Raw genomic sequence first — 13,081 nt, 5'->3', positions numbered from 1 at the left:
ACCCGACCTGGGCGGTCGGCATGCGCGACCCGCGGGGCTTTCCGCCTACCGGCGGGGTGCGCTCAGAACGTGACCGCCTGCGGCTCGGCCCGCCGCTCCGCCAGCGACGGCGCCGGGTCGTACTCCCGCACGATCTCGTACCGGGTGTTGCGTTCCACCGGCTGGAACCCGGCGTCCCAGATCAGGTGCAGCAGGTCGTCACGGTGCATCGTGGACGGTGTGCCGTACTCGTCGGCGTCGTGGGTGATCTTGTATTCGACCACCGAACCGTCCAGATCATCCACGCCGAAGTTGAGCGACAGTTGCGCGACCGACAGCCCGTGCATGACCCAGAAACACTTGACGTGCGGCACGTTGTCGAACAACAGCCGGGAGACCGCGAACGTCTTCAGCGACTCGGCGGGCGACGCCATCGTGGTGCGCGCCTGCAGCCGGTTGCGGACCACGCCGTCTGCCGAGTCATGGAAGTCGTGCTGGTAGCGCAGCGGGATGAAGACCACGAAACCACCGGTCTCGTCCTGCAGCTCACGCAGGCGCAACACATGGTCGACCCGGTGCCGCGGCTCCTCGATGTGGCCGTAGAGCATGGTGGCCGGGGTCCGCATGCCCTTGGCATGCGCCAGCCGGTGGATCCGGGACCAGTCTTCCCAGTGTGTGTCGTGGTCGACGATGTGCTGCCGGACCTCCCAGTCGAAGATCTCGGCGCCGCCGCCGGTCAGCGACGCCAACCCGGCGTCCATCAGCTCGTCGAGGATCTCCTCGGCGGGCAGGCCGGAGATCTTTTCGAACCACTGGACCTCGGTCGCGGTGAAAGCTTTGAGGCTCACCTCCGGCAGCGCCGCCTTGAGCTCCCGCAGCACCCGGGGGTAGTACTTCCACGGCAGCGTGGGGTGCAGGCCGTTGACGATGTGCAGCTCGGTGAGCTGCTCGTCGCGCATCTCCACCGCCTTGGCGACCGCCTCCTCCACCCGCATGGTGTAGGCGGCCTTTTCGCCCGGTTTACGCTGGAAAGAGCAGTAGGCGCAAGATGCACTGCACACATTGGTCAGGTTGAGGTGCCGATTGACGTTGTACATCACCCGGTCACCGCTGCGCTCGGTACGGCGGTGGTGCGCCAACCGCCCCAGCCAGGTGAGATCGTCACACTCGTAGAGGTCGATCCCGTCCGCGCGGGTGAGCCGCTCGCCGGCCATGACCTTCGCCTCGAGCTCCTGCTTACGCGCTGGTTCCAGGGTGACTGCCATGCCGCCAGCTTAACCGGCCCCAGCCGGCGCTATTCATCCCAGTAAGCTATCTTCCGTCCGGTTTGTGCAATGGTCGCGGGTGTGATGCTCCACCGTCACGCATCGACACGGTAGCGCCGATGCGGTAAATAGAGAGAGGACCGCGCTCACCCCGGCGCGGCCATCCCGGACGGGGCGGTAGGACGATGGGCACACCCGCGCGCGCCACGCGACCGCTGGCGCACCTCGCGCTCTCCACTGTGCTGAGTCTAGCGCTCGTGGGGACGCTGGCCGCCCCTGGCCACGCCGACCGCAGCCAGGTCCCCGACGGCGGCGAACCGCCCCGGGCCGCCGGTGAAGTCCCGATGCCGGACGGTGGCCTGGCGACCCCGATCACGCCCGACCGACTGGTCGACGGCCCACTCGCCGCCGAAATCGCCGAGCTGGAGCTCGAGATCGAGGCGCTGACCCTGCAACTGGAGACGATCAGCCCGGAGCTCGAACCGGCCCAGTCCGCGGTCGAGTACGCCGAGATCCAGCTCGCCGAAGCAGTGGACACCCGGGACGCCGCACAGGAGGCCGTCGACACGCTGGTCGGCGAGTCGTTCCGGGGCGCCGCGGCCCTCCCCACCCCCCAATACCTGCGGAAGCTGCCGGGCCTCTCGGCCCACGCGCCGCTGCCGGTGGCCGCCCCGCTCGGTGTCCGCACCGCCGCCCGCGAGTTGGTCGAAGCCCGCGAGGCCGAGCAGGCGGCGATCGAACTCTTCGCCGCCGCCCAGGACGCCGAAGCCAACCTCGGCGACCTCTTCGACGACCTTGCGACCGAGCTGTCCGACCTGCAACTCGAACTCGACGACCTGCACCAGCGCAACCTCGCCGCGCTAGCCCAGCAGGAGCGGCAACGGGAGGCCTCCGAGCAGGCCGGCGCCAGCGACCGGTTCCCCGACTCACAGCCGGTCGACGGCTTCGAGGCGCACCCGGACGCGCTCCGGGCGGTCAGCTTCGCGCTCGGCCAACTAGGCAAGCCGTACCAATGGGGCGCCCAAGGGCCGGACCGGTTCGACTGCAGCGGCCTGGTCTGGGCCGCCTACCGACACGCCGGCCACTCCCTCCCCCGAGTCGCCGCCGACCAGTACAACGGCACCAGCGACCGGGTGGTGACCCGCTCGGCGGCGGCCGCCCAGCGCGGCCTGCTCCCGGGCGACCTGGTCTTCTTCAGCTCCGCGCCGAACTGGCAGTCCATCCACCACGTCGGCATGTACGTGGGCGACGGGCAGATGGTCCACGCCCCGAACCGGAATGAGGTGGTGAAGGTCTCACCGGTGTGGTGGTCCCGGTTCTTCGGCGCCACCCGGCCGGTCGGTGCGGTCCCGGCGGAGGACCCACCGAGCCCCACCCCACCGCGCCCCACCCCGCCGCGCCCCACTGCGCCGAGCCCAACTGGTGGCCCGAGCCCGACGCTGCCGCCCTCGACTCCACCAACGTCTGGCCCGCCGTCCACCTCACCGCCGTCCACCTCACCGCCGACGACGTCACCACCGCCGACCTCGCCGACGCCGACCACCCGGCCACCGACCACGACACCGCCGGACACCCCGCCGCCAACCACGACACCGCCGGACACCCCGCCGCCGACCACGCCACCACCCAGCCCGACCCCGCCCCCCACCACCCCGCCCACGACCACGTCGCCGACCGGGACGCCGAACAGCACCCCAACCGCCACCGCCAGCTAGCCGCTCCTCGCTACGCCACCACCCACCGGCAGGCAACCCGGCCCGGTGGCGACGCCCCCCGTGCGAGATGAGCGCAGTTTTCGTCAAGAATCTACGAAGTTTTGTGTGTGTCGACGCCTCTACCGTGCGATAGCCTGAGTCCGTGCTGATCAGGTTCGAGGCCAGCAACTACCGGTCGCTCGCCGAAGGGGTCGAGCTGTCGATGGTGGCGGTCGACCGGGACCGGGAGGCGGCCCGGGAGGCACCCCGCCTCGGCGCCAGCCTGCTGACGTTAGCTGCGGTGTACGGCCCCAACGCCTCCGGAAAGTCGAACGTGGTCGGCGCCCTGGCCTGGCTCCGCAACGCCGTTGAGGATTCGCTCCGGTTCTGGGAGGACGACATCCCCTTGGAACCGTTCGCCTTCGGCGCCGGACCGACGGAGTCCAGCGCGTTCGTCCTTGAGGCCACCGTCGACGGAGTGCGCTTCGAGTACGTCCTGGAACTCAACCCAGACCGGGTCTTGTACGAGGGCCTCTTCCACTACCCGGAGAAGAAACGACGTCGGGTCTTCGAACGCGAAGGTTCCGAACTGAAACTACAACGCGGTCTCGGTGGCCTGTCCGGCACTCGTGACCTCCTCACCCAACGAGCCTTGGCGCTATCGGTCGCCCGACGCTTCGATGAGCCACTGGTGTCGACTTTCGCTCGAGACATCCTTCGAATCCAAGTCATGGGCCAGACACCACAGCGACCACGAGCGGGCGCATTCGCCAACCGCGGTGGCAGATCGAGGCCGCGTGCGCTGGGCACGGTCAGCACCACGCGGTTGTTCGACGGCCCCGACACCGATCAACCGTCACTCTTCTCCGTCGAGGGCCAGGGCACTAAGTGGCCCGCGCTGAGCAGCCGCGAACAGGCACTGGCGCTACTGCGGATTGCTGATCTCGGTATCGAGGATGTCGTGATCGACGAGCAGGAGGTGCTCCTCGCGAGTTCCGGCGAGACTCGTACCCAGCGCCGGTTACGGCTGGTCCACAGCTCCGGCGATGGTCCGACTCCACTCGACTTCTCGGCGGAATCGGAGGGGACCAGGACCTGGTTCGGACTGATCGGACCGGTATTGACTGCGCTGCAGACAGGATCGATCATCGTCGTCGACGAACTGGACGCCAGCTTGCATCCGACGCTATCGGCGGAGCTGCTGCGGATCTTCCGCAGCACGGTCACCAATCCGTACGGCGCCCAGCTGGTCTTTACATCTCACGACACCAGCCTGCTCAACCACTTGAACCGCGACGAGGTCTGGCTCACAGAGAAACGACGCGACGGCGCCACCCGGCTCGGCGCGCTCGCCGACTTCGCCGGTGAGCGGGTTCGCAAGTCCCAGAACCTGGAAAACGCCTACTTGCATGGCAGGTTCGGAGGCCTTCCCCAGGTCGACCAAACCGAGTTCTTTCGGGCTCTCGGATTGATCGGCTAAGCAACGATGAGACGCCGCCGAGACACGAAACCGCTCAGACGCGCCACCGCCCGCCGCCCCGAACTCCGCACGGTTGTGGTCTTTTGCGAAGGCAAAAACTCCGAACCGGATTACATCAGAGGACTAAAACGACTTCCCGAGGTGGTTCGAGACACCGCCTTGAATCTTGAACTCCATCCGAGGCAGGGAGTGCCGTTGACCCTGGTCCAGATGGCCGCCGACCGGCTCGAGGACCCCGAAGTCGATGCGTGCTGGTGTGTCTTCGACGTGGAGTGGCCGAGGAATCATCCGAACCTCGCCGAGGCCCGGCAGCTAGCGGAGGCACGAGGCATCAGGCTGGCCATCTCGAACCCGTGCTTCGAACTCTGGCTTGTCCTCCATCACCAAGAGTTCACCAAGCAAGTAGCAACCGCAGAGGCCGAGCGGTTGAGCCGTAAACTCGACGGCCGATCCGCCAAGAGCATTGACAGCGGGTTCTACTTGCCGTTGCGCAAAATGGCGGCAGCGCGGGCAGCGAAGCTGGAAGAGCGGCATGCGAAGGATGGCACGAACTTCCCCCACGACAATCCCTCATCGGGGATGCACCACTTGCTGCGGGCGCTGGAGCCCGGGACCCAGCCGGCTGGGCCGACCGCCGGGGGGTACGCCTGACCCTGCCCGGCCGGGAGGGCGCACCCGATCGGCGGCTAGAGCACCGGTGGTGGTGGCTCTGCGAAGGGGATGAACAGCGAGCCGGTCGCGCAGCTGCCCTCCAGGATCAGGAGCAACCCTTCATTCTCCTGCTGCAGCGGCACCACCTCGTCGGGCGGCGGTCCGCCATTGGTCAGGGTTCCGATATAGACGAAGAACTCCCCCTGCTTGAAGCCGCCGAACTTCTTCGACGCTCCGTGGTCGAGGAGCGCCAGCTGTTGGAGGATCTGGTCGGCGCCCGGGTAGACCAGCTCCAGCGGGATCGTGATCGGCTCATCGATCGTCGCCGGCCGGAGGGTCGCCACTGGCGCCTTCTGTGGTGTCGAGCAGACCTGGAAGACGGTGATGAACGGCTCAAGGGTGAGATCTATTCCGAATACCCCGGTGATGAAGCCGGACTCCTTGATGTGCTTGAACGAGCCCGGCGGTTCACCGGCCACCGTCGCCGATGGGGCACTCATCAACAGACCCATTGCGGCCACGGACAATCCGGCTCCCACCTTTGTGAGAACGTTTCTGAACACGCCAACCTCCCCCACATAAGACGATTGCAGAAAGCTGAGCAATGTCCAGAATCTAACCCCCGTAAGAGGGGCTGGCTGGCGTTCTGTCGTCCCCACCGGCAAGCCACCGGCAGGATGTAGGAATGGCGCCCTTACGTCGGACGACACCGAGCAGCACTAGAGCTCGGCCGCAGCTGAAACCGGGGACGAACCGCCGCCGGGGTCCACCACCCGCATCCTGGTCGCCGTCGACTTCACTGCCGCCGAAGCCGTCGCCGCCGTGATACCTACCCAGCTGAGGTACGTATCGCCTCCTCCGCTGGCACGACCGAGACCCGCGCCAGCGGCAGCAGAGCACCGATGAGCATTGCCGCGGAAGGGGCGAGAGCCAACCCCACCAAGACCCATATAGCAGGAGAGAAAACGCCTGCCGCCAGTTGGGCACCGAACAGGTTGCCACCTCCGAGCCAAAGCTGCAGGCCGGTAGAGACCGCAAGTCCGAAGCCGACCCCTGCCGCTCCTGCCAGCAACCCGAAGAGGCCGAGCTCCACCCCCAGTAATCGAGCGATCCGGCCGTTAGTGGCGCCGACCGCCTTGCGCCTGGCAATATCCCGCCAGCGCGACCGGATCAGGCCTGCCCCGATGGTCAGACCAGCGATCACGCACGAAAGTAACAGCGCACCGGTCAGAACCCTGGCCAGGAGGTCGAGCAGCCGCATCGCCACGGGCAATCGGTCCACGAGCGACTGCGCACTGGCCGCAGCGTAGCCGAGTTCGCTCATTCTGCGTTGCGCATCTGGAACCGCTGCGGCTGCTTCCACCTCCACGATGACCCTCGGAAAGCCGAGCCCGCTGTAGAAGTCATCCGACTGGATTCCTTCGGCTGCCGCAGCCATCTCCACCGCTGCCGACTCGCTGATATACATCGCCGCCGGCCCGTCTCTCCCGTCAACCGCCTCATCGTAGAGCCCTACGACATGCAGCTCGACGTGCCGAGCCTCGCCAGTGTCGACCGACGTCCGTTGCGTGTACTCAACGACGACTCGCTCGCCCAATAGGGGAACCATACTCGCCCCCTGCGCTCTGGCCGGAAGGATCGCCTCGTCATCTTGCAGCGGAAGCAATTGCTGCCGCTCGGCATGGATGACCGGTGGCTGACCAACTCCCATGTATGGTGTCGCCCAAAGCGTTCCGGCCTTGCCAGCATCAGCCGCCGCTACGTCCGCCTCGACGATCAGGGTGCCGACCCGCACCCACGGACGCACGTGCGTTACGCCCGGGATGCTTGCAAGCTCATCGATCCGTGCTTCGGTTAGCGGCATGGGTTCGCCCTGACCCCCGGAACGGACTTCGATAGTCCGCATTATCGATGTCGCTTCGCCCTGGTCGCGGACCTCCGCGGTTGCCTGTGCCACGAGGCCACCCGCGACCACAACAAACGCCGCGGTAAGGGCCACGCCCATGCCGAAGTATCGACTATGGCGCAGCAGGAGAAGGAGATTCTTAAGCGCAGTCGCTAACGTGCTCATTTCCGCATCCCGAAGTCGATCATTGAGCGGAGTTCTACAGGGAAGGGGTGGCTGGTTCGGGCTGGGGGGCGCGGGCGATGATGGCGTCCAGGACGTCGCGGGCGGACTGGAGATCCTCGATTGCGGAGGTGAGCCGGTCCCGGTCGGTCCGAAGCACCGGGTCGAGCTCCGGACATCCCGGTATCAGCTGCTCACCGTCGGCCACCATGCACGGCAACACCTCGGCGATGGTGGCGGTACTCAGCCCCGCGCCGAGCAGGGTCCGAATGTGGCGGACGGTGGCGACATCGGAGTCTTTGTACTCCCGGTAGCCGGTGGACCGTCGGGCAGGCCGGAGGAGCTGCTGCTCCTCGTAATACCGCAGCGCCCGCTCACTTACTCCGGCGCGCCGGGCGAGCTCCCCGATCAGCATGTGGCCTCCGTCACCGCAGCTGGACTTTGACGCCGACGTCAAGGTCTAGCTTAACCGGCATGACCAACACCACAGCCACAGCAGACACTTACACCGACGTCTCCGTGATCGGCCTCGGAAAGATGGGCGCCGCGATGGCCAGCGCCCTGCTCACCGCCGGCCGGCGGACCACGGTCTGGAACCGCACCCTGGCCAAGGCCGACGCGCTGGTCGCCAGCGGAGCCGTCCGCGCCGAGTCGGTGGCCGACGCGCTCCGGGCCAGCCCGGTGGCGATCATCTCGCTCGGGGACTACGCCGCCGTCCGGGCTTTGCTCGCCGCCCACCCCGACGCACTGGCCGACCGTACCGTGGTCAACCTGACCACCGGCACCCCGGAGGAGGCCCGGGAGCTGGCCGAGTGGGTCACCAGCCGCGGCGCCGACTACCTCGACGGGGCGATGCTGGCGGTGCCGCAGACCGTCGGAACTCAGGACGGATTCTTCCTCTACAGCGGAGCCGCGGCCGGCTTCGACGCACACCGGGCAACCCTGGACGTGTTGGCCAGCAGCCATTACCTGGGCGAGGACCCCGCGGTGGCGGAGCTGTGGGACCTGGCGCTGCTCGGCACCGGCTACGCCACCCTCATCGGGTTCCTCCACAGCCTGGCGATACTGGACACGGTGCAGGTCCCCCCGGCCCAGTTTCTCCCGTTGGCCACCAGGTGGCTGCACGGCATGCTGGCATTCCTACCGGAGCTGGCCGGAGAGGTCGAGGCCCAGCAGTACGGCGACGGGGTCTCCCCGGTGGCGATGAACCGTGCCGCGGTGGCGAACCTGATCGAGGCGAGCGTTCGGCGGGGCGTCGACCCAGCGGTGCACGCACCCTTGCGGGCGCTGCTGGACCGGCGGACCGCCGACGGCCACGGCGACGACAGCTTCGCGAGCCTGGTGGAGCTGTTGCGCGCCGGCCGGTAGCCGGGGCGACCATGGTTCGGCGGGGACCGAGCCCTCAGCCAGATCGGGCCGGAGTCACCGCGCCGGTGACCTCGGCGAGGGTGATCCGGCCCCCGCCGCTGGCCGGCGCCGTCGCCTCGATCGTGACGGTGTCGCCGTCGGCGAGGAAGGTCCGCTCCGACCCGTCGGCGAGCGTCACCGGCTCGGCGCCGCCCCAGCTCAACTCCAGAAACGAGCCCACCTGGTCCCGTCGCGGCCCGGAGACCGTGCCGGAGGCGTAGAGGTCGCCGGTGCGCAGCGAGGCGCCGTTGACGGTCAGGTGCGCCAACTGCTGCGCCGGCGTCCAGTACATGCCGGCGAACGGCGGGGAGGTGACCACCGTGTCGTTCCACCGGACGGTCAGCGAAAGGTCGAGACCCCGCCGATCGGACTCCCGGAGGTAGTCCAGCGCCGGCGGGTCCTGCGTTGGCGCGTCGGTCCACGCCTCCGACAGCGCCGCCAGCGGGGTGATCCAGGCACCGACCGAGGTGGCGAATGACTTACCGAGGAACGGCCCCAGCGGTTGGTACTCCCAGGCTTGCAGGTCCCGGGCGGACCAGTCGTTGACCAGCACCACCCCGAAGACGTGGTCGGCGAACCGGTCCACCGGCACCGGGGCGCCGAGTGGGCTCGGCGCCCCCACTACGAACCCGACCTCCGCCTCGATGTCGAGCCGGGCCGACGGGCCGAAGCTGGGCGACTCCTGGCTCGGCGGCTTGCGCTGACCCGACGGCCGGACGATCGGCGTACCGGAGACCACCACCGTGCCGGCCCGGCCGTGGTAACCGATCGGCAGATGCCGCCAGTTCGGCAGCAGCGGTTCCTGGTCGGGTCGGAAGATCCGGCCGACATTGCTGGCGTGGTGCTCCGACGAGTAGAAGTCCACATAGTCGCCGACCGCGATCGGCAGCACCGGCTCCACCTGCGCCAGCGGGTGCAGCAACTCCTCCAGCGTCGCGTCGGCGGCCGGGTCACTGAACAGCTCCAGCAACCGTGCCCGCACCCGCCGCCACACCGCCGGCCCGGCCGCCAGCAACGGGTTTAGCGTGGTGGCGGAGCGCAGCACGCCACCCGCGTCGACCAGCCCGGCCGCCTCCGCCGCCGCCAGATCCAGCGCCTGGTCACCGATCCGCACCGCCGGCGTCGGAGCCCCGGCCACCAGCACCACCCCGTACGGGAGATGGTCCCGGCCGTACCCTGGGGTGCCTTCGATCGTCGCCACGCGACCCTCCTCTGTTGATGGTTCGTCGGCTCGGACGGGTCGTCGCCCTTACGACTCACTCCCGGCGCGGGGCAGCAGCCCCAGCGAGATCAGGTCCGCGAGCGGCTCGTCGATCCGGCAGGAGCCGTACCCCACCCAGCGGGGGCGGGACTCGGCGAGCCGGCCTTCGATCGTCGCCAGCACCGGCCGCGGATCGGTGCTCGCCAACAGCTCCGCAACCTCGGCCACCTCCACGCCGTCCGCGGCGGCCAGGTCGGCGGCGAGCACATTCAGGAAGCCGTGGTGGGTGAAACCGGTCTCCGGGTCGGTGTGGCGCAGCGCGTGATGGAGGCCCGCGGTCAGCTTGTAGGGCAGATCACGGTCGCGGCAGGCGCAGATCACCGCGGCGAGCTCGACCGGCGTGGGGAACAACTCGGCCGCCAGGCCGCCGGTGCGGAACTTCGGCGCGACCCGCGCGCCGGCCGCCCGTTCGGCCGCGACCGTGTCGAGCGCCCCGATCAACCCCCAGGTGAGCGGAAGTTCCACGTAGATGTCGATCCGGGTGGCGAGTTCGGCGGCGGCGCCGAAGAGTTGCCGCAGGCCGGGCTGCGGGTCCTCGCCACGCTTCGCGACCGGGATCTCCAGCTGGCTCCACCGCCCATTGGCGGCGGCGACCGCCGCCGGCAGCCCAGCGAGTCCGGTGTCGCCGATCACTCCCAGCCGGGGCGGTGGCGGGCCCGGCAGCTCACCGAGCACCGAGACCGGCAGCAGCAGCGGCCCGACCAGCTCTGAATACCACGCCGCACGGTGCTCGGCGTGGCCGGTCAGGGCGTCCGGCAGCGGCGCGTTCCCCGGCGGGAAGACCGCAGCATCGTCGATCATCCGTGCGAAGAGACTGGGTACGCGGCGATCAGTTGACACAACTCCTGAACCTATAAGAGTCTGAGCGCAGGCGACAAGCCGGCCCGATCAAGGACCGGCACGTGCAGATGGGACAAAGGGGTCTTGTTATGCCGTTCTACCGCTCGGTCGGTGAGGTGCCACCCAAGCGCCACACCCAGTTCCGGCAGCCAGACGGGTCGCTCTACGCCGAGGAGCTGATGGGCCAGGAGGGCTTCTCTTCAGACTCCTCCCTGCTGTACCACCGGCACCTCCCCACCGCGATCGTCGCCGCCACCCCCTACCAGCCCGCCACCTGGTCGCGGACCCCGAACCAGCCGCTGACGCCGCGGCACCTGCGCACCCACAAGCTGGACACCGGCGGCGACCCGGTGCTCGACCGGCAACCGCTGCTCGCCAACGACGACTGCCGGATCTCCTACGTAGTGGCCGACCGCCCGTCCCCGCTCTACCGCAACGCGATCGGCGACGAGTGCCTCTACCTGGAGGACGGCAGCGCCCGGCTGGAATCTAGCTTCGGCGTCCTCGAGTTGACCGCCGGCGACTACGTGATCATCCCGACCTCGGTCATCTACCGGCTGGTGCCGGTCGACGGCCCGGTCCGGCTGCTCACCGTCGAGGCGACCGGCCATATCGGACCACCCAAGCGGTATCTCTCCGTCCGCGGGCAGTTCCTGGAGCACGCGCCGTACTGCGAACGCGATCTCCGCGGCCCGACCGCCCCGCTGCTGGTGGACGGCTCCGACGTCGAGGTGTACGTGCAGCACCGGGTACGCGGCGGCACCGCCTGGACCCGGCACGTCTTCGCCCACCACCCCTTCGACGTGGTCGGCTGGGACGGGTGCCTCTACCCGTGGGCGTTCTCGATCCACGACTTCGAGCCGATCACCGGCCGGATCCACCAGCCACCGCCGGCGCACCAGACCTTCCAGGGGCCGAACTTCGTGATCTGCTCGTTCGTGCCCCGCAAGGTCGACTACCACCCACTGGCGGTCCCGGTCCCCTACAACCACCACAACGTCGACTCCGACGAGGTGCTCTTCTACGCCGGCGGCGACTACGAGGCGCGGCGCGGCTCCGGCATCGGGCAGGGTTCGATCTCGCTGCACCCGGGCGGGTTCACCCACGGCCCGCAGCCCGGCGCGGCGGAGCGCTCGATCGGCGCCGAACGCTTCGACGAGCTGGCGGTCATGGTGGACACGTTCCGGCCACTCGACCTCTGCGAACCGGCCCTCGCTGTGGCCGACGAAGAGTACGCCTGGACCTGGTCCCGGCGCTAGCGCCGGGCGCGGGCACTCCAGAACGCCACCACCGCCGCCGCCACCGCGGCCACCACCAGCCACACCTCCACGAAGAGGCTGTAGAGCAGCAGCAACACCGGCACCGCGTAGAGCGCCCAGGTGGGCAGCAGCAACGACCGGTCCGCCTGCAACCGGGCGGCGAGTTCATGACGCAGCGGCTCCGGCAGCCGTCGGCGGGCCAGCACCAACGCCGCGAGGCCGGCACCAGCGACCACCACCGCCACCACCGGGGCCGCGTCGGTGGTCACATGCGCCCACGCTACGAACAGGGCGGCGAGCAGCGCGTAGAGCGCCCCACGACCCAGCAGCCGGGCCAGCACCGACACCTCAGCCGCCGAATCGCCGTCACCGACCTCGCCGCCGGAATCAGCGGCCGGGGACCGCCCCGACCCGCTGAGAAACTGCGACCAGATCGACCGGGCCGCGCCGGGCGGCTGCTCCTCGCCGGAGGCGGCCGAGCCAGCCGCACCCGGGCCGCGGCGACTCGAGCGCTCCGGGCGGGGATGCCGGCGCGGCGCCGGCCCCGGCCCGGAGCCCGCTTGCTCCGTCCCCGGTGGCGTCTCAGCGCCGATCAGTCGCGCCAACCGGACGGCGTAGCCGCGGCACTCCAACCGGGCCAACCCCGCCTCCGGCGGCACCTCCGGCAACGCCGGCTCCAGCGCCCGCGCCTCTTCGTACGCCCGTTCGGCGATCTCGGTCAGACCGAGCTCGGCCGCGACCACCCCCAGCACCACATGGCCCAACGGCTGCTCCGGGGCCAGCCGCACCCCCTCCCAAGCCGCGTCGAGCGCCACCTGCCCCACCCGCACACTGGCCAGGATCGCGGCGGCGCCGGTGGCCGCTGCCGCCTCGCCCCGGCCCCGCTTCAACAACCGTTCCGCCTGCGCCGCGGCGTCATCGACCCGGCCCAGCGCGGCCAACGCCCGGCCATAGACGGTCAACGCCGCCAGGTCCTGCGGGGCAGCCTGCACCGCTGCCTCCGCGGCGGCCAGCGCCGGCCGCAGCTCACCAGCGTAGAGACGCAGCCGCGCCAGCAGCGTCTGCGCTGACGCGTCGTCAGGCTCGGCCGCCGCCAGCTCCTCGGCCGCCTCCTCGCAGTGTCCGAGGTCCGCGAGCAGCTCGGCGCGGTGCAGGTAGGAGGAGTCCGCCACGCCGC

General features: G+C 69.4%; 12 protein-coding genes. 5 read left to right on the top strand and 7 right to left on the bottom strand.

All coding sequences use genetic code 11. The annotated features are described in order from the left end of the window. Nucleotides 1-62: 62 nt before the first annotated feature. Nucleotides 63-1,244: an aminofutalosine synthase MqnE gene (gene mqnE, locus JQS43_RS01480; RefSeq protein ID WP_420847639.1), complete on the bottom strand. Its 1,182-nt coding sequence runs from the start codon at nucleotides 1,242-1,244 to the stop codon at nucleotides 63-65. A gap of 185 nt (nucleotides 1,245-1,429) precedes the next feature. Here mqnE and JQS43_RS01475 point away from each other — a divergent pair, with 185 nt between their 5' ends. The 3 genes from JQS43_RS01475 (at nucleotide 1,430) to JQS43_RS01465 (ending at nucleotide 5,069) form a co-directional block, all read left to right on the top strand. Continuing rightward, nucleotides 1,430-2,959: a C40 family peptidase gene (locus JQS43_RS01475; protein ID WP_239677246.1), complete on the top strand. Its 1,530-nt coding sequence runs from the start codon at nucleotides 1,430-1,432 to the stop codon at nucleotides 2,957-2,959. 142 nt (nucleotides 2,960-3,101) lie between these two features. Beyond that, nucleotides 3,102-4,418, top strand: a complete 1,317-nt coding sequence (locus JQS43_RS01470) for an AAA family ATPase (protein ID WP_239677245.1) — start codon at nucleotides 3,102-3,104, stop codon at nucleotides 4,416-4,418. A gap of 6 nt (nucleotides 4,419-4,424) precedes the next feature. Continuing rightward, nucleotides 4,425-5,069 (top strand): RloB family protein, encoded by a 645-nt coding sequence (locus JQS43_RS01465; RefSeq protein WP_239677244.1) that lies wholly within the window; start codon nucleotides 4,425-4,427, stop codon nucleotides 5,067-5,069. Nucleotides 5,070-5,104: 35 nt separating this feature from the next. Here JQS43_RS01465 and JQS43_RS01460 read toward each other — a convergent pair whose 3' ends face one another. The 3 genes from JQS43_RS01460 to JQS43_RS01450 form a co-directional block, all read right to left on the bottom strand. Next, the gene (locus tag JQS43_RS01460; RefSeq protein ID WP_239677243.1) at nucleotides 5,105-5,569 is read right to left on the bottom strand and encodes a hypothetical protein; all 465 of its coding nucleotides are present in this window, start codon (nucleotides 5,567-5,569) and stop codon (nucleotides 5,105-5,107) included. Between the two features lie 329 nt (nucleotides 5,570-5,898). Beyond that, complete coding sequence (locus JQS43_RS01455; RefSeq protein WP_239677242.1) at nucleotides 5,899-7,140, bottom strand: ABC transporter permease; 1,242 nt, start codon at nucleotides 7,138-7,140, stop codon at nucleotides 5,899-5,901. Between the two features lie 34 nt (nucleotides 7,141-7,174). After that, complete coding sequence (locus JQS43_RS01450; RefSeq protein ID WP_239677241.1) at nucleotides 7,175-7,552, bottom strand: MerR family transcriptional regulator; 378 nt, start codon at nucleotides 7,550-7,552, stop codon at nucleotides 7,175-7,177. Nucleotides 7,553-7,611: 59 nt separating this feature from the next. Here JQS43_RS01450 and JQS43_RS01445 point away from each other — a divergent pair, with 59 nt between their 5' ends. Then, nucleotides 7,612-8,505 (top strand): NAD(P)-dependent oxidoreductase, encoded by an 894-nt coding sequence (locus JQS43_RS01445; RefSeq protein ID WP_239677240.1) that lies wholly within the window; start codon nucleotides 7,612-7,614, stop codon nucleotides 8,503-8,505. Between the two features lie 34 nt (nucleotides 8,506-8,539). Here the strand turns inward: JQS43_RS01445 and fahA are convergent, their stop codons facing one another. After that, a complete protein-coding gene (gene fahA / locus JQS43_RS01440; protein ID WP_239677239.1) occupies nucleotides 8,540-9,745 on the bottom strand; it encodes a fumarylacetoacetase in 1,206 nt (401 codons plus the stop codon). Nucleotides 9,746-9,793: 48 nt separating this feature from the next. Next, nucleotides 9,794-10,606, bottom strand: a complete 813-nt coding sequence (locus JQS43_RS01435; RefSeq protein ID WP_239677238.1) for a hypothetical protein — start codon at nucleotides 10,604-10,606, stop codon at nucleotides 9,794-9,796. Between the two features lie 128 nt (nucleotides 10,607-10,734). Here JQS43_RS01435 and JQS43_RS01430 point away from each other — a divergent pair, with 128 nt between their 5' ends. Beyond that, complete coding sequence (locus tag JQS43_RS01430) at nucleotides 10,735-11,904, top strand: homogentisate 1,2-dioxygenase (protein ID WP_239677237.1); 1,170 nt, start codon at nucleotides 10,735-10,737, stop codon at nucleotides 11,902-11,904. Here the strand turns inward: JQS43_RS01430 and JQS43_RS01425 are convergent. Beyond that, a complete protein-coding gene (locus JQS43_RS01425; protein WP_239677236.1) occupies nucleotides 11,901-13,076 on the bottom strand; it encodes a tetratricopeptide repeat protein in 1,176 nt (391 codons plus the stop codon). The genes JQS43_RS01430 and JQS43_RS01425 overlap by 4 nt on opposite strands. Nucleotides 13,077-13,081 lie beyond the last annotated feature (5 nt).

It is taken from the genome of Natronosporangium hydrolyticum (genome assembly GCF_016925615.1).
In the GTDB taxonomy this organism is placed as follows: domain Bacteria; phylum Actinomycetota; class Actinomycetes; order Mycobacteriales; family Micromonosporaceae; genus Natronosporangium; species Natronosporangium hydrolyticum.
This window is presented reverse-complemented; position numbering and strand designations above follow the sequence as displayed.